The sequence below is a fragment of the Desulfuromonas sp. KJ2020 genome, assembly GCF_024197615.1.
Classification (GTDB): Bacteria; Desulfobacterota; Desulfuromonadia; order Desulfuromonadales; family SZUA-540; genus SZUA-540.
The window spans coordinates 454,297-474,164 of record NZ_JAKUKE010000003.1; the positions used below are offsets into that span (position 1 = coordinate 454,297).

Here is a 19,868-nt window from a genome sequence, read left to right on the forward strand (position 1 = left end):
ATTATGGAACACGCGAACTTCGTTCATCTCCATTTACATAGCCAGTACAGTCTGCTTGACGGCGCCATCAAGATCGGCGATCTCATCGCCCGGGCCCGCGAATACAAGATGCCCGCCCTGGCGGTGACCGATCATGGCAACATGTTCGGGGCGCTGGAGTTTTACAGCAAGGCGTCCGCCGCCGGCATCAAACCGATTGTCGGCTGCGAGATGTATGTCGCCCCGGGGTCCCGTTTCGACAAGAGCAACGCCCGTGGTTCGTCGGAGGCTTCCTATCATCTGGTGTTGCTCTGCCAGAATCTCACCGGCTACCGCAATCTCTGCCACCTGGTCTCCGCCGCCTACCGCGAAGGTTTCTATTACAAACCACGTATCGACTGGGAACTGCTGAAAGAACGCAACGAGGGGTTGATCGCCCTGACCGCCTGCCTGGGGGGAGAAATCCCCACGCTGATCGGTATGAACCGCATGGAGGAAGCCGCCAAGAGGGCGCGGGCCATGGCGGATATCTTCGACGACAACCGGTTTTTTCTCGAACTGCAGGAAAACTTCCTGCCCGAGCAGGAGCCGGTCAACAAGGGGCTTATCCAGCTCTCTCAGGAACTCGAACTCCCCCTGGTGGCCACCAACGACTGCCACTATCTGACGCGTGAAGACGCCTACGCCCATGAGGTCCTGCTGTGCATCCAGACCGGCAAGACCATGGACGACCCCAACCGCATGCGTTTTTCCAACAACGAGTTTTATGTCAAGACGCCGGAGGAGATGACCCAGCTCTTCCGCCACGTGCCGGAGGCCATCAGCAACACGGTGGCTATCGCCGAGCGCTGCAATCTGGAACTCGACTTCAGCACCTACCACTTTCCTCAATATGAGAAACCCCAGGACAAAAGCCTGGACGAGGTGCTGGCCGAGGACTCCCGCAAGGGCCTTGACGAGCGTATTGCCGATATCCGCAAGATTCGTCCCGACTTCTCGGCGGAGGAGGAGCAAATCTATCGCGTGCGCCTGGAGCGGGAACTCGACTGCATCAAGCAGATGGGCTTCCCCGGCTATTTTCTCATCGTCGCCGACTTCATCAACTGGGCCAAGGATAACTCCATCCCCGTCGGACCCGGTCGTGGCAGCGCCGCCGGCAGCCTGGTGGCCTTCGCCATCCGTATCACTGACATTGACCCAATGCCCTATAACCTGCTGTTCGAGCGATTCCTCAATCCCGAACGGATCTCCATGCCGGATATCGACGTCGACTTCTGCATCTACGGCCGTGAAGACGTCATCAACTACGTGCGCCAAAAATATGGCGAAGAGAACGTGGCCCAGATCATCACCTTCGGCACCATGATGGCCAAGGGGGTGATTCGCGACGTCGGCCGCGCTCTGAACATGCCCTACGGCGACGTCGACCGCATCGCCAAGCTCATCCCCGGCGTGCTGAATATCACCCTGAAGGAGGCCCTGCAACAGGAGCCCAAGCTCAAGGAGCTGGTGGAAAAAGATCCCAAGATCAAGGAGCTTTTCACCATCGCCCTGGCTCTGGAAGGGTTGACGCGGCACGCCTCGACCCACGCCGCCGGCGTCGTGGTCACGCCCAAGCCGCTGCCCGAGTACCTGCCCCTGTACACCGATCCCAAATCGGGCGGGCAGGTGACCCAGTTCCCCATGAGCTACGTGGAGAAGATCGGTCTGGTCAAGTTCGACTTCCTCGGCCTCAAGACCCTCACCGTCATCGACAACGCCGTGCGGCTCATCCGCGAGGGCAAGGACCCCCAGTTCGACCTGCGCATCATCGGGGACGACGATCCCGACACCTACCGGCTGCTCTCCGCCGGGGAGACGACGGGGGTCTTCCAGCTCGAATCCTCGGGGATGAAGGAGCTGCTGGTCAAGCTCAAGCCCAACTGCTTTGAGGACGTCATCGCCATCTGCGCCCTCTATCGCCCCGGTCCGCTGGGCTCGGGGATGGTGGACGACTTCATCCAGCGCAAGCATGGACGCAAGGCCATCACCTACGACTTTCCCCAGTTGGAGGCGATCCTCAAGGATACCTACGGGGTTATCGTCTACCAGGAGCAGGTCATGCTCATCGCCCAGACCCTGGCCAACTACAGCCTCGGGGGCGCCGACCTGCTGCGGCGGGCCATGGGCAAAAAAAAGCCGGAGGAGATGGCCAAGCAGAAAGACCTCTTTCTCAAGGGCGCCAAGGAGAACAAACTCGATCCGAAGAAGGCGGAAGGGGTCTTCGACCTCATGGAAAAGTTCGCCGCCTATGGCTTCAACAAGTCGCACTCGGCGGCCTACGCCCTGGTGGCCTATCACACCGCCTATCTCAAGGCCCATTACCCCGTGGAGTTCATGGCGGCGCTGCTGACCGAGGACATGGAGAACACGGACAAGGTCATCAAGAACATCTCCGAGGTGCGCTCCATGGGCATCGAGGTGTTGCCGCCCGATATCAACGCCTCGGACCGCTCCTTCACCGTCCACGGTCGGTCCATTCGTTTCGGCCTCGGCGCCGTCAAGGGGGTCGGTACCTCGGCCCTGGAGTCCATCATCGAGGTGCGCCGCGAGGAGCCCTATACCTCCCTGCATGATTTCTGCGAGCGGGTCGATCTGCGCAAAGTCAACAAAAAGGTGGTCGAGGCCCTTATTCGCTGCGGTGCCTTCGACTCCCTGGGGGGCAAACGCGCCCAGTACATGACCGTGTTGGAAGAGGCCATGGACATCGGCCAGAAGGTGCAGCGAGAAAAGGCCATGGGCCAGGAATCCCTCTTTGGTGTCAACGAGATCGTCTCCCACAACGGCAACGGTTATGGCGAGCTGCCAGCCATGGACGAGTGGCCGGAGAAGGTGCTGCTGGGCTTCGAGAAAGAATCTCTGGGCTTCTACATCACCGGGCATCCTTTGGCCCGCCATGAAGACACGATCCGCCGTTTTGCCACCTGCGACACCTCCGGGTTGCAGGAGCGTCCCGACAAGTCGGAGGTCAGGGTCTGCGGCATCGTCGCCGGCCTGAAGGAGCTGACCACCAAGAAAGGGGACCGCATGGCCTTCGTGACCCTGGAGGATCTCGGCGGTTTCGTGGAAATGGTGGTCTTCCCCGAAACCTACGCGGCCTCCATGGACCTGCTGAAATCGGAGGAGCCGCTGCTGGTCAGTGGGACGCTGGATGTGGGGGAAGATACCTGCAAGCTGATGGCCAACGAGGTTGTTTCGCTGCGCGAGGTCAAGGAACGGCAGACGAAGAAGGTGCATTTTCGCGTCAGCAGCCCCGGCCTGGAGGAAAACCAGCTCCGTGCGTTGCGCGGTATTATGGAGCGGCATCGTGGCGAGTGCGAACCCTTGGTGCATCTGGTCATCCCCAATCGCAGTGAAACGACCATTCGCCCTGTCGAGCGCCTCAAGGTGGCGGCCAGCGACCAATTGATGGAGGAGGCCGAGAAGCTTTTCGGCTATAAAGTGGTGACCTTCGAGTAGGAATCGTATTTTAGGGAAAATCCAGGTTTTTACTTGGGTTTTGGTGCCGGCGGGCGATAAGGCATTGTTATTTTGGCCTTGTTGGTATATACATAGACGCTTGCGACCCAAATGGACAAGTCAGGAGATGTGGCTATGCAATTCTACCTTGATTTTGAAAAGCCCCTTGTCGACCTGGAACAGAAGATCCGCGAGCTGCGTGATTACTCCACCGACAAGGTCGATTTTTCCAGCGACCTGAAAAAGCTGGAAAAAAAGGCCCAGAAACTGCGCGAAGAGATCTTTTCCAACCTGACCCGCTGGCAGCGCACGCAGCTGGCGCGGCATATCAACCGCCCCTTTACCCTCGACTATGTGCAGCATATTTTCACCGACTGGTTCGAGGTTCACGGCGATCGCAATTTCCGTGACGACCCGGCCCTGGTTTGCGGGTTTGCCCGTTTCGAGGGCCAGCCCTGCGCCGTCATCGGCCATCAGAAGGGGAGGGACACCAAGGAAAAGGTCTACCGCAACTTCGGCATGCCCAATCCCGAAGGTTACCGCAAGGCCCTGCGCGTCATGCAGATGGCGGAGCAGTTCGGTCTGCCGATCTTCACTTTCGTCGACACACCCGGGGCCTTTCCCGGTATCGGTGCCGAAGAGCGGGGCCAGGCCGAGGCCATTGCCCGCAACCTGAGAGAAATGGCGGCTTTGACCGTGCCGGTCATCGTCACCATTACCGGTGAAGGCGGTTCCGGCGGGGCGCTGGCCATCGCCGTCGGCAACCGGGTGCTGATGATGGAATATTCGGTTTACGCCGTTATCTCCCCCGAGGGCTGCGCCGCCATCCTGTGGAGTGATGGTACCAAGGGACCGCAGGCGGCCGAAGCGTTGAAACTGACAGCGGCGGACATCGCCGAACTCGGGTGCGTCATCGACGACGTCGTGGAAGAGCCTGTCGGCGGGGGGCACAACGATCACAAAGCCACCGCCGAGAATCTGAGGAAATATCTGAAGAAACACCTGGATGAACTTAACCAGCTTTCCCCGGAAGAGCTGGTAGAGCAGCGCTATCAGAAATTCCGTGCCATGAGCCGCGTGGCGGAATAGCCTGTCGATCCGGGCAAACTTTAGACGTTAAAAAGTACACTGAATACGCAGGGCGGTAGGCCGCAAAGGTCGCCGCCCTGTTCTTTATCGGATAGCTCTTTTGGTGAGGTTTTCATGAGCAAAAAAGTCTTTGTTGTCTTGGGCGTTTTGTCGCTGTTAGCCGGCTGTGCCGGTCAGCCGACCTACGATACCCGCGTGATCGATACCCCGCAGACCCGTGAATTGAAGGGGCACCAGAAACCCTACACGGTTAACGGGGAAAGGTATGATCCGCTGCGTTCCCATCACGGTTTTATCGAGGAAGGGTTGGCCAGCTGGTACGGCAAGGATTTTCACGGCAAAAAGACCAGCAATGGCGAAATCTACGACATGTACGCCATGACCGCGGCTCACAAAACCCTGCCCCTGGGCGTCTACGTACGGGTCCACAACAAGAATAACGGCCGACAGACGGTGGTGCGGGTCAACGATCGCGGGCCCTTTGTCAAGGGCCGGATTATCGATCTCTCCTTTGCGGCCGCCAAAGAACTGGAAGTGGTAGGGCCGGGCACGGCGCCTGTTCGGATCGAGGCACTGGGTTACCAGGTGACGGGTTCATCCGGACAGGTGACGTACCGTGAGCCGGTGAGCTATGCCCCGGCGAGCTATGCTGTGCAGTTGGGAGCCTTTACCCAGGCGGAGAACGCCCGCCGGTTCGCTGCTGAGCTGAAAAACCGCTATGGGGTGGCAACGGTGGCCGAATCGGTGGTGAACGGACAACTCTTCTACCGGGTGCGGGTCGGCCGTTACGCATCCCTGCCGGCGGCGGAGTCGGCCCAGCGGGATTTTGTGGCCCAGGGATACGGCAGTGGATTTATCGTGGCGTTTGACTGAAAAAGGGAGACATCAGGGTTAGCGTTTTTGGCGCCTGCGCAGCTCTTCCTGAACGATGGCGCGCTGAGCGGGGCTCAGGTTGGGGTTGGCCAGCAGCTGTTGGATCTCCGTCGGCCGGAGGCGGGGAAGCAGCACCGTATACCAGATGGATGGGGTTTTACGGTTCTTCATAATAGCCATCTGCAGATTGGGGCGGTGCTTCCAGCGGGGATGGCGGGCTACGCAGGAGATGGTCTCGGCGGTGGCCTTGGCGCCGTTCAGAAACTGAAAAATAGCGGCTTCCTTTAAGCGCGGATTCGTCAGACACGCATCCAGTAATCGAGTATCCCCTTCTTTGAGCAGTTCACCGACAATCAGGGCTGTTCCCCGGCGGGCCAGGGTCATTTTTTGGCCTAATGGCGTGGTGGGTAGCCGTTGCACAATCACCCGTTCCGCCGCCAATTTCTGGTCGCTGGTGGTGCCGGGCAGTACGCAGAGGTTGAGCAATTCGAAGGTAAAGAGTTGCGGCAGCAGGGTCTGCATCAGGTGCCCCGGTGTAGCCGGATTTTGGGCCAGAGCCAATTTGAGTCGGTGACTGTCGGCGCTGTGTTTGTGCTGATAAAGTGCTTTGATGAGATCTTCCGGCAGGTCGCGCCGCCTGAGCAGCGTGAGCAGATGCTCTTCCGCTAGTCGGGGATTTTTAAGGGTGGCGCGCAGCACCTCGCCATCAGCATCCTGCAGCAACGCAAAAAGCTCGTCGGCCGTGGCTGTCAGCGCTTGCCGGAGCTTTATGGCCTTGTTCGCATCCAAGCTGCTCATCCTTCCCGTTTATCCGCTCCGGTTATTCCTCGTCTTCGTTAAATCCGTACTGGCCGAGGAATTCCCGTTTGTAATCGAGGTATTCCCCATTTTCAATCGCTTTTCGGGCCCCTTCGACCATGGTCAGGTAAAAGCGGACATTGTGGATGGCCGCCAGGATCGCTGACAGAATTTCGTTGGCGTTATACAGGTGGTGCAGGTAGGCACGGGTGAAGTTGCGGCAGCAGTAGCAGTCACAGGCGCGGTCCACCGGATAGAAGTCGCGACGATAGCGGCGGTTGGTCAGGCGTATCTTGCCTCGGCTGGTGAACAGGGTGGCGCTGCGGGCGTAGCGGGTGGGAATGACGCAGTCGAACATGTCCATGCCCCGCTCGATGCTCTCCAGAATGTCCTCGGGCAGACCGACCCCCATGAGGTAGCGCGGCTTGTTTTCCGGCAAAAAGGGAGCCGTATAGTCCACGACCTTTTTCAGCAGTTCCAGCCCCTCGCCGACACTGACGCCGCCAATGGCGTAGCCGGGAAAATCCATGGCCGTCAGGGCTTTGGCGCACTCGCGGCGTAGATCCTCATAGACGCTCCCCTGTACAATGCCGAAGAGAGCCTGGTCGGCGCGACCGTGGTTCTGCAGGCACTGTTCGGCCCAGCGCAGGGTCTTCTTGATGGATCTGGCGGCATAGTCGTGGGTGGCCGGGTAGGGGATGCACTCGTCGAAAGCCATGATGATGTCGGCACCAAGGGCATTCTCGATGGCCATGGCCTCTTTGGGTCCCAGAAATATCTCATCACCTGAATATTCATGGCGAAAGAAAACGCCATCCTCGGTAATTTTTTTCTTGGGCAGGGAAAAGACCTGAAAGCCGCCGCTGTCGGTGAGAATGGGCTTGTGCCAGTTCATGAAGGTGTGCAGCCCGCCGGCTTTTTCCACTAGGCCTTCGCCAGGCTTGAGGTGCAGGTGATAGGTGTTGGACAGGATGATCTGGGCGCCGGTCTCTTCGACCTGGGCCGGGGTCATGGCCTTGAGGGCGGCGTGGGTCCCCACGGGCATAAAGATGGGCGTCTCGATGACGCCGTGAGGGGTGGTGACGCGGCCGCGTCGGGCCGCCGTCTGCTTGTCCTTGGCCAGAAGCTCAAATTGCAGCATGGTATGTGTGTTGTCCTTGGGGAATAATATTGTGTCGTGTGGGAAACAGGTCGTCGGAGTTAGTAAAAGGAGCCTGCTTCGGCTCATTTTGGGGCCAACTTTAGCAGAAGGAGGATGGTGGCGCAACCAATTGCTTTACGGTGGTTCAAGGAACACTCCTTTTGGCTTCCCCCTTGGAATGCCCGGCGGTTGCGGGTATGATTGGACATTCAGGGCCAGAGGGCTAACAGGAGATGAACCATGTTTCTACCGGAAATTCCCGCGGGATTGGAGAAGGCTGAATTCGCCCGGGCGGTATTTGTCCTGGAATTTCAGGACCCCTGCGATCTGACAATCGCCCATCTGCTTCGACTGCGTCGGGAACTTCTGCAGGCGACTGCCGTCCTTGCGGCCCTCGAGGGTTCGGCCGAACGTTTCCGTCAACTCTTTTCGCCTCATGTCAGCGCCGATGTTCAGGGGCGCCGCCGACACCAGAAACCCACTCCCCCTTTTGTCCTGCTGCCTGAGGAGACCCAGGCCTCTCTTTATGAGGCGGGTGACCTCCTGCGTCTGCCGGTGATTTTCTGGGGCAAGGGGATTGCGGCCATGGGGGATTTTCTGCGGGCGCTGCAGGAGTTGGGGCGGCAGGGGATCAGTCGGGGTGAGGGGAGTTTTGAGGTGATTGCCCTGGAGACGGCCGATCCGGCCGGCCACTTTAAAAAAATCTGGCGGGAGGGACAGCCGGTCGAACTCCTGTGTCCCGCTATTTCTTCGGCTTCCTGGGAGCTGGATCGTCATGGGGGGGTGCCGTCCCATCTCACCCTGCAATTGTTGACGCCGGCCCGGCTGCTTTCCCATGGGCGACCCCTGTTTCGGCCGGAGTTTGCCCGCCTCTTCCCTTTCGTGCTGCGGCGGGTGACCTCGGTACTCTTTTCCCACTGCGGCGTTGAACTTGAAACGGATCCCAGGGAACTGCTCGCTCAGGCCTCCCTGGTGCGAGAGTCCGAGTCCACCCTGCGCTGGGAGGATTGGCGTACGCTCGAAGGGCAGGACCATGCCATCGATCTCGGCGGCGTGGTCGGCACTACCACCCTGGCCGGCGCCCCTCTCAATCACCTTGCCTGGGTGTTGCGCCTCGGCGCCCTCATGAACATCGGCAAGAGTGCCTCCTTTGGGCAGGGTCACTACCGCCTGGGGGAGTGATGTTCCGGCGCCTCCTGCCTTGCCAAGCACTTCCCCTCGGTTATACTTTTACAAAATCCAATGATTCTGGGGGGGTGCGCTATGACAGATCTGTGGGAAGAGCGAAAAAAAGCCCTGGAGAACAGTTATTTCTACAAACACGAAAAAGAATTGATCGAAAAGATGCGCGACGAGCATCGCGAACAGCTCATTCGGGAACTGTGCCGGAATCGCTGTCCCAAATGTGGTCATGAGATTGTTCCCATGGAATTTCGCGGTGTCCCGCTTGATAAGTGCGTAAAGTGCGGCGGTGTCTGGCTGGGTCCCAAAGACTTGCAGATTCTGGCCGAAAAGGACCATCGCACCTGGTTTGAACACTGGTTCAAGTCGGAAGAAGAATAACGCGGTTGCTGCAAGGCGAAATCAGTCGTTCACCGGTCTGGAGGTGAGAGTGGCCGTACAGGCCGGATCGCGTTGACTGTCTGCCTTTTGCGTAGTCCCGGGGAACACCATGCCCAAGCTTGTCTGGCGTCAGATTCTTATCCTGGCCCTGGTAGCCTTTGCCTTCAACGCCTACCTGATCTACCGGGCGCCGGTTGTACCAGAACGGGTTGCTACCGTCAGCTACAGCCTCCTCAAGGAGGAAGCCCGCCGGAGCAATATCCAGAAGATCACCTTTCAGGATAAATCGATTGAGGGCGTTTTCAGAGAGCCCATTGCTTTGGATGCGGAAAAGACGGCCCCAGATTCTACAGTCCTCTACCCGCGGTTTTCGGCCACCCTGCCGCCTTTCGATGATCCCGAACTGCTTGAGCTTTTGCAGAAAGGCCAAACCGAGATCAACGTTCTTCCCGAGGAAGAACCCTCCGCCTGGTCTTCCGTTCTGGTGTACCTGGTTCCCTGGCTGCTCATTATCGGTTTCTGGTGGTTTATCATCAAGGGGCTGCGTAGCCGCGGCGGCGTCGGCGGCAGCGGTCTGATGGGAAACTTTTCCAAGTCGGGCGCCAAACTCTATTCGCAGGAGCATTCGCGGGTTACCTTCGATGACGTCGCCGGTTTGGACGAAGCCAAGCAGGAACTTATGGAGGTGGTGGAGTTTCTGCGCTCCCCCAAGAAATTCGCCCGCCTCGGCGGCAAGGTGCCTCGCGGCATCCTGTTGGTCGGTCCGCCGGGGACGGGCAAGACACTTATGGCCAGGGCAGTGGCTGGTGAGGCCGGGGTTCCCTTCTTCTCTATTTCGGCTTCCCAGTTTATCGAGATGTTTGTCGGCGTCGGCGCCAGCCGGGTGCGCGATCTGTTCTCCAATGCCAAGAAAAATGCGCCCAGCATTATCTTCATCGATGAACTCGACGCCGTTGGCCGGTCGCGTGGTACGGGCCTGGGGGGCGGCAATGACGAGCGGGAACAGACCCTGAATCAGCTGCTGGCCGAACTTGACGGTTTTGAGCCCCACGAGGAAGTCATCATCATGTCGGCGACCAACCGGCCCGATGTGCTTGATCCCGCCCTGCTGCGGCCGGGCCGCTTTGATCGCCAAGTCGTGGTGGAACGCCCCGACTGGCGGGCCCGTGAAGCCATCCTGAAGGTGCACACCCGCAAGGTGCCGCTGGCCGATGATGTCGACCTGCAGGTAATTGCGCGCGGGACGCCGGGAATGTGCGGAGCGGACCTGGAAAGTCTGGTCAACGAAGCGGCTCTCATTGCCGCCCGGGAGGATCGCGATCAGGTCAGCATGGCCCATCTGGAAACGGCCAAGGACAAGATTCTCATGGGGGCCGAGCGCAAACTTTTTCTCTCGGAAGAAGAGAAAAAGATTACGGCCTATCATGAAGCCGGGCATACGCTGGTGGCCAAACTGCTGCCCGGCGCCGATCCTATTCATAAGGTCACCATCATCCCGCGCGGGCATGCGCTGGGTGTTACCCAACAGTTGCCCGATGATGACCGCTATCACTATACCCGGGATTACCTGATGACGCGCATCACCGTGTTCCTTGGGGGGCGGGCGGCGGAAAAGGCCGTTTTCGGGGTGGTGTCGACGGGGGCGCAGAGCGATCTCAAGGAGGTGACGGAACTGGCCGAAAAAATGGTCTGCCAGTGGGGGATGAGCGATAAGATCGGACCGGTTACTTTCAGTCGGGGCGAAGAGCACCCTTTTCTGGGGCGCAAACTGGCGGTTGAGAAGACCTTCAGCGAACAGATGGCCTGGCTGATCGATCAGGAGATCGAAAAGATCATCAAAGAGGGAGAAAAGGGCGCCGACGAAATTATCGAAAAGCATAGGTCCGCTTTGGAACGATTGGCCGCGGCCTTGCTGGAGGAAGAGGTGCTGGAGAGGGGCCGGGTGGAGAGCATTATGAAATCGGCCGAAACGGCTGAGCAGGAAGATCCGTCAGGCTGAAATCAACGTACCGAGGAGACTTTTTCCTGAAGGGAGGCAAGACATGGGGTTGGGATTTACGGTGTTTCTGGCGGGTGTGGCTGCGGCGGGCTATCTGGGCGTGAAGAAGCTCAAGGAGATCGAACGGGAGATTCGCCAGGAGGCGCGGTCTGTCGCCGAACCCGACCAAGAGAAGCGTCCGTCGGATGTTCAGGTCGAGCCTGAACCAGTACCCCTCGCTGTCGAGACCGAAGAGGGCCTCCCCCTGGAAACCCGAATCCTCCAGTGCCTGGCCGGGCGCCAGGGGATGCTCCAGACGGAGCTTTATGATGATTTCCCCGAGCAGGATCGCAAGACCATGCAGGGGATTCTTCTGGAGATGGATCGCGGCGGCCTGCTGCGGAGGGAGAAGGAAGGGAGCACCTACCGGCTCTTCGTGCCCTGACAAATAGAGCGCGGTTCAGAGCACAAACAGAAAGGGCCCGCGCATCATGCCGCGGGCCCTTTCTGTTTTTCTAACGATCTTTCAATTATTTCTTGCGCAGATTGTAAAATACCCCTTTGCCACTGAACAGGGCGACTTCGTCAAGCTCGTCCTCGATGCGCAGCAGCTGGTTGTATTTGCAGATGCGGTCGGTGCGGCAGAGGGAGCCGGTTTTGATCTGGCCGGCGTTGGTAGCCACCGCCAGGTCGGCGATGGTGGTGTCTTCCGTCTCGCCGCTGCGGTGGGAAACGACCGCGGTGTACCCGGCCCGTTTGGCCATCTCGATGGCTTCGAGGGTTTCGGTCAGAGTGCCGATCTGGTTCACCTTGATGAGGATGGAGTTGGCGATCCCTTTCTCGATGCCCTCTTTAAGGATACGCGTGTTGGTCACGAAAAGGTCGTCGCCGACGATCTGGATGCGCTGGCCCAGGCGTTCGGTCAGCAGTTTCCAGCCGTCCCAGTCGTTTTCGGCCATGCCGTCCTCAATCGAGATGATGGGGTAGCGGTTGACCAGATCTTCGTAGAAATCGACCAGTTCGGCAGCCGTCTTGACGGGCTGCTTCTCGTTTTCGAGATGGTATTTGCCGTCCTTGAACAGCTCGGAGGAGGCGACATCCAGGGCCAGTAGGATATCCTCGCCGGCCACATAACCGGCTTCCTTGATGGCTTCCATGATGACCTGCAGGGCTTCTTCGTTGCTCTTGAGGTCAGGGGCGAAGCCGCCTTCATCGCCGACGGCCGTATTGTAGCCTTTGGCCTTGAGCACTTTTTTCAGGGCGTGGAATATTTCAGCGCCCATGCGCAGCGCCTCTTTAAAAGAGTCGGCCCCGGCGGGCATGATCATGAATTCCTGAATGTCGACGTTGTTGTCGGCATGGGCGCCGCCGTTGATAATGTTCATCATGGGCAGGGGCAGTTCTTTGGCGTTGGCGCCGCCGATGTACTGGTAAAGCGGCAGGCCTGCTTCTTCGGCCGCGGCCTTGGCGCAGGCCATGGAGACCCCGAGCAGGGCGTTGGCGCCGAGATTGCTCTTGAAATCGGTGCCGTCGAGTTCGAGCAGTTTGCGGTCGATGCCGGCCTGGTCTGAGGCCTCCCAACCGACCAGGGCTTCGGAGATGATCTCGTTGACGTTGTCGACGGCCTTGGTGACCCCTTTGCCCAGATAGCGCCCTTTGTCACCGTCCCGCAGTTCGAGGGCTTCCCGTTCCCCGGTGGAAGCGCCGCTGGGTACGGCCGCCCGCCCCATGGCGCCGCTTTCGAGGTATACTTCCACTTCAACGGTGGGATTTCCACGGGAATCGAGAATTTCCCGGGCATAGATGTCGATAATTTCACTCATGGCGTCCCCCTTGAATCAAAAGAATGAGATAGGCCGGCGTGCCGGCGACAGGGTCTTTATATAGCACAATGGGGGCAATTTGAAACCCCTTTTTCGATCGGCCCAGCGGAGGCAGGGGGTGTTGAAATGATTTGATTTTATTTTGGCCCGGTGATATTCTGCGCGTTCGAATATATGTGCCAGCAAAGGGACATTTTTTGGATACGAGCAACATGCGAAAGAGGTTCGTCGCTGAGGATCAGCGCCTGGCGAACCTCTTGTTCGGTCAACAGAATAAGAATCTGAAGCAGGTAGAGCGTTCTCTGGGGGTCCGTATTGGCTCCCGGGGGCTGGAGCTCACCATCGAAGGGGAGAGGTCTCAGGTCGACCTTGCTGTCCGGTTGATGGCGGAACTGCACGCCCTGCTGCAGGAGGATTATCCCCTGTACCCTACGGACATCGATTACGCTGTCCGCATCCTCAGCAGTGACTCCAAGGCTTCCTTGAAGTCCATCTTCCTGGATACCATTTTCGTTTCCGCCCGTAAAAAGATCATCTCCCCCAAGAGTCTGGCGCAAAAGCAGTATATTGACGCCATTCGGACCCATGACATCGTTTTCGGTATCGGTCCGGCCGGCACGGGAAAGACCTATCTGGCCATGGCTATGGCGGTCTCCTTTTTGCTCAAGAAAGAAGTCAGCCGCATCGTGCTCGTTCGCCCGGCCGTGGAAGCTGGAGAAAAGCTCGGGTTTTTGCCGGGAGATCTGGCCGAAAAAGTGAACCCCTATCTGCGCCCCCTTTACGACGCTCTTTTCGATATGATGGGGATCGACAAGGGTCAGGAACTTATCGCGCAGGGGATTGTCGAGGTGGCGCCTTTGGCTTTCATGCGGGGAAGAACCCTCAATGACGCTTTCGTCATTCTGGATGAAGCTCAAAACACGACCACCGAACAGATGAAGATGTTTCTGACCCGCCTGGGGTTCGGCAGTCGCGCGGTGGTGACCGGCGACAAGACGCAGATCGATCTTCCCGCCGGTCGTCTCTCGGGACTGGTGCAGGCCGCCGATTTCCTGCAGGGAATAGATGGTATATTCCTGCAGTATTTTTCAGACCGTGATGTCGTTCGTCATCCCATCGTCCAGAGTATTGTGCAGGCCTATGATCGGGCCACCAGGGGTGCTGTTTCTCAACGGGTCGCGGAAAAGGACTGAATTAATCTTTCTATGACTAAAAACGAACGTAAAAACGAGTCGCCCCCCCGAAAGGCGAAGGGGCTGGCCACTGGATTCCGATTTTCCCTGGAGGAGCGCTATGTCCGTATGCTGCTTCTCTTTGCGCTGGCCGTACTGCTGACCGTGGTCATTATCCCCAAGGGGGGATTCGTCCCCGATTACTACGCGCCGGGGGATATCGCTTCGCGGGATATCAAGGCGCCTCGGGACATGCTGATCCCCGACCTGGAACTGACCGAAAAAAAGCGACAGGAAGCCCATGATGCCACCCTGGCTCTGTACGACTTTGATCCCAAGGCCGGCCAGGAGATTTTTGATCGTCTCCTGCAGGCCCTGAAGGCCATTCAGGGCGCCAAGGGAAAGGCTGGTGAATTCGAGAGCCTGCTTAAGGAGGTCGAAGGGCTTGTCGGCATCAGTCTGAGCGCTGATGAAGTGCGCGCCCTGTCCGACCTTTCTCCTCTGGAGGTGTACCAGGTCCCCCTGCGTAATATCCTTATCCAGACCCTGAACCGTCAGGTAGTCGGTAATCTGCAGCTCTTTGAAGCCGACCGGGAGAAGGGAATCGTCATTCGCGACCTGATGAGCCAGAAAGAGGCGCCCGGACAGAATCTCGATCAGGTAATCGGGTTGGGTGAGGCTCAGGATTTTGCGCGTTCCAAGCTCAAAACCCTTGACGGCGTGTCGGAAAAAGACCGAACCCTGGTCTTTGCCGTTATTCAGAAACTGCTGCGTCCCAACCTCACCTTCAACAAGAGCGAGACCGAGGCGAGAAAACGCAAAGCCGCCGAGGAGGTCAAGCCCGTCCTTTTTCAGGTGAAAAAAGGCGAGATGATTGTGCGCGAGGGCGAGAAGGTTACCACCGACCAGATCAAGAAACTCAGGGCGCTGCGTGAACTGGGGGGAGATCTGAGCGTTTTTCGCATGGGCCTCGGCATGTTGGGGGGAATTGCCCTGCTCATCGTGGCCGCCCACAGCTTCGCCCAGGTCAACATTCGCAAATACCGCCCCAGAACGCGGGATTTTCTCTTTCTCACGGCGGCTTTTCTGGGTCTGTTTCTCCTGATCAAGATCGCCATCTTTATTTCCACCGCCCTGGAAACGTCTTTCCCGTACATCGAGTCGCCGACCTACTACTATGTTTTTCCTTTCGCCGTCGGCGCCATTCTGGTCCGTATCGTGCTCAACTCGGAAATCGCCCTGATTTTCACCCTGGTCTTTTCCGTGCTGATGGGCCTGCTGTTCGGCAACAGCCTCTTCATCACCATGTACACCCTGGTCGGCAGCCTTACCGGCGCGCACTGGGTGCGCCAGTGCAAACAGCGTACGACCCTCTATCGGGCCGGCCTGTGGGTCTCCATCGCCAACGCCCTGATGATTCTGGCCCTGCATTTCATGGCAGGGCGGGCCATGGATATCCAGCTCCTCTACAAACTCGGTTTCGGCCTGGCCGGCGGTTTCTTCTGCGCGGTGATCGTGACGGGCACCGTGCCGCTGGTGGAGCACCTTTTCAAATATACGACCGACATCAAGCTGCTGGAATTGGCCAACATGAATACACCGGTTCTGCGGGAGCTGATGATTCAGGCGCCGGGAACCTACCATCACTCCATCATTGTCGGCAACCTGGTGGAGGCTGCCGCCGAGGCCATCAACGCCAATCCCCTGCTGGCCCGAGTGGCCGCCTACTACCACGACATCGGCAAGATCCGCAAACCGCTCTACTTTGTGGAAAATATCGGCAATCTGGAGAACAAGCATGACAAGCTGGCCCCATCCATGAGCGCCCTGATCCTTATGGCCCATGTCAAGGACGGTGTCGAGCTGGCCCGTGAAATCAAATTGGGTGACCCGTTGGTGGATATCATCCGCCAGCATCACGGCACCGCCCTGATCAAATTCTTCTACGACAAGGCCAAGAGCAAGGAAGATCCCGGTGTGCAGCAGGTGGACGAGCGCGAATACCGCTACCCCGGGCCCAAGCCGCAGACGCGGGAAGCGGCCCTGATCATGCTGGCGGACGCGGTGGAGGCGGCCAGCCGCACCCTGACCGATCCGACACCAGCCCGTATTCAGGGGATGGTGCAGAAGATTATCAACAACATTTTCATCGACGGCCAGCTGGACGAATGCGAACTGACCCTCAAAGACCTCCACAATATCGCCAAGAGCTTCAACCGCATACTGTCCGGCATTTTTCATCATCGCATCGACTATCCCGAGCCTGCGTTCAAGGAGAGGGATAAAGATCCGAGTAAAAGGAAAAACGTTGAAGATACAGATCGAGAACCGCCAAAAGAGGCAAAAGATAAGGAAGCTGGACCTGCGAAAAGTGGCTCGGAAGATCTTAAGCGTCTCGGGATGTCCTGACGCCGAACTCTCCATCGTCATTCTCTCGGATGAAGAGATCCGCGAGGTCAACCGCGATTATCTGCACAAGGACCGCCCCACCAACGTGATCTCTTTTGCCATGCAGGAGGGGGAGGGCGCCGGGCTGAATCCCCTGTTGCTCGGCGACGTCCTCATCTCTGCCGACACGGCCGCCCGCGATGCCGCCGAGGCCGACGTGAGTTTTGAGAGCGAGCTGTATTTCCTCCTGATCCACGGGATTCTGCATCTGCTCGGCTACGATCATGAGCGTGGCACCGAGGAACAGGCCAAACTCATGGAAGCAAAAGAACGGGAAATATTCGCCGTCATCCGGAAAGAGTTCCTGGCGGCGTGAGGCGGGGGTCGGTTTGAAAGAGGAGATGAAGCCTTCCGGGTGGATTCAGAGCGTCAACTGCGCAATCGAAGGGATTATCTGGGCAGCCCGTTCCCAGCGACACATGCGCTATCACTTTGTCGCGGCGCTGGTGCTGCTCTTTCTGGCCCTGTTTTTTCAGGTGACGGCCCTTGAGTTCATCCTGCTCGCCTTTGCCGTCACCCTGGTGCTCTTCGCCGAAATGATCAATACGGCCCTGGAAGTCTTCGTCGATCTCGTCTCGCCCCAATATCATCCCCTGGCCGGCCGGGTCAAGGACGTCGCCGCCGGCGCCGTGCTTATCGCCAGTATCGGGGCGGTGGTCATGGGGTATCTGGCCTTGTCCCATTACCTCTTCCCTGTGCTGGGCCAGGGGCTGAGTCTGCTCGGACACCCTCCGGGGGAGCTGGCCGTGGTGTCCGTGCTGGTGGTCACCATTCTGGTGGTTCTGCTCAAGGCTCTGTTGGGCAAGGGAACGCCCCTGCACGGCGGCATGCCCAGCGGACATGCGGCGATCTCCTTTTCCATTGCCACCTCCATCGTGCTGGCCCAGGTCGGTCCGGTGATTGCCCTGCTGACTCTGGGGCTGGCGGTCATGGTCAGCCAGAGCCGTCTGCTTCTTAAGATTCACACGCTGCGCGAGGTGGTGGCCGGTGCCCTGCTGGGGGCCGGTGTGACCTGGCTGCTGTTCTGGCTTTTTGCCTGACCGCCCGCAGGCGGTCATAACATCATAGATTCAAGGAGAATTTCCGTGGACGATGACAGTCCCCATGACAAACCGCCTTCGTGGGTGACAGGCCTTCGCGGCCTGCTGTTCGGTCGCCGGCGGCCCATGACCGAAAAAGATCTGCAGGACATTATCGAACAGTCCGAAGAAGAAGGGCTGATCAACGAAGGGGAGGGGGACATGCTCCACTCCATCTTCGAGTTTGGCGACACCATCGTGCGCGAGGTCATGGTGCCGCGCACCGATATGGTCTGCTGCAGTCTGACGGCGAGCCTCGATGAACTGCTGGAGGCCATCATTTCCTCAGGGCATTCGCGTATTCCCATCTACGAAGGGAGCAATGATCGCATCGTCGGTATGGTTTACGCTAAAGACCTTTTACGTTTTTGGGGGCGTAGCAGCGAAGATCTCGACATTGCGCAGGTGATGCGCACACCCTTCTTCGTGCCGGAAACCAAAAACATTGAAGACCTTTTGCAGGATTTCCGCTCGCGGCGGGTCCATATTGCCATCGCCATCGATGAATACGGCGGGACCTCCGGACTGATTACCATCGAAGACCTGCTGGAAGAGATCGTTGGTGACATCCAGGACGAGTATGATCTGGAGGAGGACTGGCTGGTCGAAGAGGATGAGTCGACTGTTCTTGTTGACGGCCGCCTGAATATTGAGGAAATCGAAGAGCATTTCGATATCGAGATTCCTCGGGACAAATTCGATACCGTTGGCGGCTATGTTTTCAACCTGCTTGGGCGCATCCCGGTGCGCGGGGAGGAGTTGCGGGACGGCGATCTGCACATGACGGTGGTCGAGTGTGATTCACGCAAAATCGGCAAGGTGCGCGTTTACCGGGAGTCTTCCGAATTTCTGCAGGAAAGCGGCGAATGAGCCGGATGAAGCATCTGCTGCCCGATCGGGTGACGGTGATATCGGCGCTCTCCGGCGGTCTGCTGGCTTTGTCTTTTCCTCGTCCTTCCCTGTCTCTGCTCGCCTGGGTGGCTTTGGTGCCGCTCTTTCTGGTCATGGACAAAAGGCCCTTCCGGAGCGGTTTTGCCGCAGGAATGGCCTTTTTTGGGGTGGTTCTCTACTGGCTCAATATCGTCATGACCACCTACGGAAGGCTGGCCCCAGTTTTTTCCCTGGTCGCCTATCTGCTGCTGGTCGCCTATCTGTCCCTTTTTTTTGCGACCGTCACCTGGGCGGCCTGCCGCCTGCGCGAAAAGAGTGGTTTGTCTATCGCACTGACCCTGCCCGTGCTGTGGGTGGCGCTAGAATTTGTCCGCTCTTTTCTGCTTTCCGGCTTCCCCTGGGCCTCCCTCGGTTATTCCCAGAACCATCTGCTTGTCATGCAGTCGGCGGATCTTTTCGGACTCTATGGAATCAGCTTTCTGCTTGTTCTGAGCAATGCCCTGCTGGCGCAAACCCTGGGGCGTCGCGGCCTGGGGCTTTTTGCGGCTCTGCCCTGGCGTGCCTGGGGGGTCTTTTTTCTGTTGCTGGGGCTGAATTTGGGGTACGGCTATTTTCGTCTGCAGGCCTTTGATCGCCCCCCCGAAAAGGTACTGCGGGTCGGGCTGATTCAGGGAAATATTGACCAGTCACTTAAGTGGGACCCGGCCTATCAGGCTGAAACGGTGGCCCTGTACGGCCAGCTGTCCCGGCAGGCGGGCAAGGACGACCTCGACCTGATTATCTGGCCCGAAAGTGCCACCCCCTTCTATTTTCAGGAAGGAGAGAAGCTGGCGGCGCAGGTCGCGGCAGTGCCGGTGGACACCGAGGCTTTCCTGCTGTTCGGCAGCCCCGCCTATCAGGTTGTCAACCGCTCTTTCCGCTATCTCAACAGCGCTTTTCTGCTCGATGCGCAAGGCGAAACCCTCGGCCGCAGCGACAAGGTCCATCTGGTGCCCTTCGGCGAATATGTCCCTTTCGGCGCTTATCTGCCTTTCATCGACAAACTGGTGGTGGGTGTCGGGGATTTTTCTCCCGGCATCATCAGCCCTCTGCCCATGAACGGCGCCCGCCTTGGCACGCTCGTCTGCTTTGAGGGGATCTTTCCGGAATTGGCTCGCGACTACGTACGCCGAGGTAGTGACCTGCTGGTCAATATTACCAACGACGCCTGGTTCGGTCGCTCTTCCGCCCCTTATCAGCACCTCGCCATAACTCGTTTCCGGGCCATCGAAAACCGCGTCTGGGTGGCGCGGGCCGCTAACACCGGCATTTCAGCGGTAATCTCACCCCTCGGCGTCATCGACCGGCAGACCCCGATTTTCGAAAGGGGCTATCTCAATGCAGAGGTCGGTCTGGGCAGTACACCTACCGTCTATACCCGCTACGGCGATGTTGGTCCCGTCCTGGCCCTGATTCTTAGCGCCTTCTGGCTCTTGCGTACCCGCCGGAAGATGCGCGGTTGAGCAGTCAGAAAACGGGGAAAGAAACCTTGTGGAA

At 58.5% G+C, this 19,868-nt stretch carries 16 protein-coding genes; 13 read left to right on the plus strand and 3 right to left on the minus strand.

The annotated features are described in order from the left end of the window. Positions 1-3 precede the first annotated feature (3 nt). The 3 genes from dnaE (at position 4) to MJO47_RS10435 (ending at position 5,439) form a co-directional block, all read left to right on the plus strand. A complete protein-coding gene (dnaE, locus tag MJO47_RS10425) occupies positions 4-3,477 on the plus strand; it encodes a DNA polymerase III subunit alpha (RefSeq protein ID WP_253961065.1) in 3,474 nt (1,157 codons plus the stop codon). Between the two features lie 129 nt (positions 3,478-3,606). Then, positions 3,607-4,566: an acetyl-CoA carboxylase carboxyltransferase subunit alpha gene (locus MJO47_RS10430; RefSeq protein WP_253961066.1), complete on the plus strand. Its 960-nt coding sequence runs from the start codon at positions 3,607-3,609 to the stop codon at positions 4,564-4,566. Between the two features lie 114 nt (positions 4,567-4,680). Beyond that, the gene (locus tag MJO47_RS10435; RefSeq protein WP_253961067.1) at positions 4,681-5,439 is read left to right on the plus strand and encodes a septal ring lytic transglycosylase RlpA family protein; all 759 of its coding nucleotides are present in this window, start codon (positions 4,681-4,683) and stop codon (positions 5,437-5,439) included. Positions 5,440-5,457: 18 nt separating this feature from the next. Here the strand turns inward: MJO47_RS10435 and MJO47_RS10440 are convergent, their stop codons facing one another. Together MJO47_RS10440 and tgt are read right to left on the minus strand one after the other, a co-directional pair. Then, positions 5,458-6,237 carry a hypothetical protein gene (locus MJO47_RS10440; RefSeq protein ID WP_253961068.1) on the minus strand — a complete coding sequence of 260 codons (780 nt, stop codon included), beginning with the start codon at positions 6,235-6,237 and terminating at the stop codon, positions 5,458-5,460. A gap of 22 nt (positions 6,238-6,259) precedes the next feature. After that, complete coding sequence (gene tgt / locus MJO47_RS10445) at positions 6,260-7,378, minus strand: tRNA guanosine(34) transglycosylase Tgt (protein WP_305882431.1); 1,119 nt, start codon at positions 7,376-7,378, stop codon at positions 6,260-6,262. A gap of 240 nt (positions 7,379-7,618) precedes the next feature. On the opposite strand from tgt, the gene cas6 reads away from it, so the two are divergent. The 4 genes from cas6 (at position 7,619) to MJO47_RS10465 (ending at position 11,364) form a co-directional block, all read left to right on the plus strand. Continuing rightward, entirely contained in the window at positions 7,619-8,560 is a 942-nt protein-coding gene (gene cas6 / locus MJO47_RS10450; protein WP_253961069.1) for a CRISPR system precrRNA processing endoribonuclease RAMP protein Cas6, read from the plus strand. An 81-nt stretch (positions 8,561-8,641) separates the two neighbouring features. Continuing rightward, positions 8,642-8,941, plus strand: a complete 300-nt coding sequence (locus MJO47_RS10455) for a zf-TFIIB domain-containing protein (protein ID WP_253961070.1) — start codon at positions 8,642-8,644, stop codon at positions 8,939-8,941. A 109-nt stretch (positions 8,942-9,050) separates the two neighbouring features. After that, a complete protein-coding gene (gene ftsH, locus MJO47_RS10460; RefSeq protein WP_253961071.1) occupies positions 9,051-10,940 on the plus strand; it encodes an ATP-dependent zinc metalloprotease FtsH in 1,890 nt (629 codons plus the stop codon). A gap of 43 nt (positions 10,941-10,983) precedes the next feature. Beyond that, a complete protein-coding gene (locus MJO47_RS10465) occupies positions 10,984-11,364 on the plus strand; it encodes a hypothetical protein (RefSeq protein WP_253961072.1) in 381 nt (126 codons plus the stop codon). An 85-nt stretch (positions 11,365-11,449) separates the two neighbouring features. On the opposite strand, the gene eno is transcribed toward MJO47_RS10465, so the two are convergent. Continuing rightward, positions 11,450-12,742 (minus strand): phosphopyruvate hydratase, encoded by a 1,293-nt coding sequence (eno, locus tag MJO47_RS10470; RefSeq protein ID WP_253961073.1) that lies wholly within the window; start codon positions 12,740-12,742, stop codon positions 11,450-11,452. Between the two features lie 212 nt (positions 12,743-12,954). Between eno and MJO47_RS10475 the strand changes: the two genes are divergently transcribed. From MJO47_RS10475 to lnt, 6 genes are read left to right on the plus strand one after another with little or no spacing between them, the layout of a single operon-like run. After that, positions 12,955-13,935, plus strand: a complete 981-nt coding sequence (locus MJO47_RS10475; RefSeq protein WP_253961074.1) for a PhoH family protein — start codon at positions 12,955-12,957, stop codon at positions 13,933-13,935. Positions 13,936-13,947: 12 nt separating this feature from the next. Further along, the gene (locus MJO47_RS10480; RefSeq protein WP_253961075.1) at positions 13,948-16,323 is read left to right on the plus strand and encodes an HD family phosphohydrolase; all 2,376 of its coding nucleotides are present in this window, start codon (positions 13,948-13,950) and stop codon (positions 16,321-16,323) included. Beyond that, positions 16,277-16,678, plus strand: coding sequence for an rRNA maturation RNase YbeY (ybeY, locus tag MJO47_RS10485; protein WP_253961875.1), 402 nt, complete (start codon positions 16,277-16,279; stop codon positions 16,676-16,678). The genes MJO47_RS10480 and ybeY overlap by 47 nt, the downstream gene beginning before the upstream one ends. A 25-nt stretch (positions 16,679-16,703) precedes the next feature. After that, the gene (locus tag MJO47_RS10490; RefSeq protein WP_253961076.1) at positions 16,704-17,402 is read left to right on the plus strand and encodes a diacylglycerol kinase; all 699 of its coding nucleotides are present in this window, start codon (positions 16,704-16,706) and stop codon (positions 17,400-17,402) included. Positions 17,403-17,447: 45 nt separating this feature from the next. Continuing rightward, positions 17,448-18,311 carry a transporter associated domain-containing protein gene (locus tag MJO47_RS10495; RefSeq protein ID WP_253961077.1) on the plus strand — a complete coding sequence of 288 codons (864 nt, stop codon included), beginning with the start codon at positions 17,448-17,450 and terminating at the stop codon, positions 18,309-18,311. Next, positions 18,308-19,834 (plus strand): apolipoprotein N-acyltransferase, encoded by a 1,527-nt coding sequence (lnt, locus tag MJO47_RS10500; RefSeq protein WP_253961078.1) that lies wholly within the window; start codon positions 18,308-18,310, stop codon positions 19,832-19,834. Before MJO47_RS10495 ends, lnt begins: the two co-directional genes overlap by 4 nt. Positions 19,835-19,868: the final 34 nt, after the last annotated feature.

Coding starts and splice junctions, on each gene's coding strand:
- MJO47_RS10475 (WP_253961074.1), top strand. CDS start 12,955: ATGCGAAAGAGGTTCGTCGCTGAGGATCAGCGCCTGGCGAACCTCTTG.
- dnaE (WP_253961065.1), top strand. CDS start 4: ATGGAACACGCGAACTTCGTTCATCTCCATTTACATAGCCAGTACAGT.
- cas6 (WP_253961069.1), top strand. CDS start 7,619: ATGTTTCTACCGGAAATTCCCGCGGGATTGGAGAAGGCTGAATTCGCC.
- lnt (WP_253961078.1), top strand. CDS start 18,308: ATGAGCCGGATGAAGCATCTGCTGCCCGATCGGGTGACGGTGATATCG.
- MJO47_RS10490 (WP_253961076.1), top strand. CDS start 16,704: ATGAAGCCTTCCGGGTGGATTCAGAGCGTCAACTGCGCAATCGAAGGG.
- ftsH (WP_253961071.1), top strand. CDS start 9,051: ATGCCCAAGCTTGTCTGGCGTCAGATTCTTATCCTGGCCCTGGTAGCC.
- MJO47_RS10440 (WP_253961068.1), bottom strand. CDS start 6,237: ATGAGCAGCTTGGATGCGAACAAGGCCATAAAGCTCCGGCAAGCGCTG.
- MJO47_RS10480 (WP_253961075.1), top strand. CDS start 13,948: ATGACTAAAAACGAACGTAAAAACGAGTCGCCCCCCCGAAAGGCGAAG.
- MJO47_RS10455 (WP_253961070.1), top strand. CDS start 8,642: ATGACAGATCTGTGGGAAGAGCGAAAAAAAGCCCTGGAGAACAGTTAT.
- tgt (WP_305882431.1), bottom strand. CDS start 7,378: ATGCTGCAATTTGAGCTTCTGGCCAAGGACAAGCAGACGGCGGCCCGA.
- eno (WP_253961073.1), bottom strand. CDS start 12,742: ATGAGTGAAATTATCGACATCTATGCCCGGGAAATTCTCGATTCCCGT.
- MJO47_RS10465 (WP_253961072.1), top strand. CDS start 10,984: ATGGGGTTGGGATTTACGGTGTTTCTGGCGGGTGTGGCTGCGGCGGGC.
- MJO47_RS10435 (WP_253961067.1), top strand. CDS start 4,681: ATGAGCAAAAAAGTCTTTGTTGTCTTGGGCGTTTTGTCGCTGTTAGCC.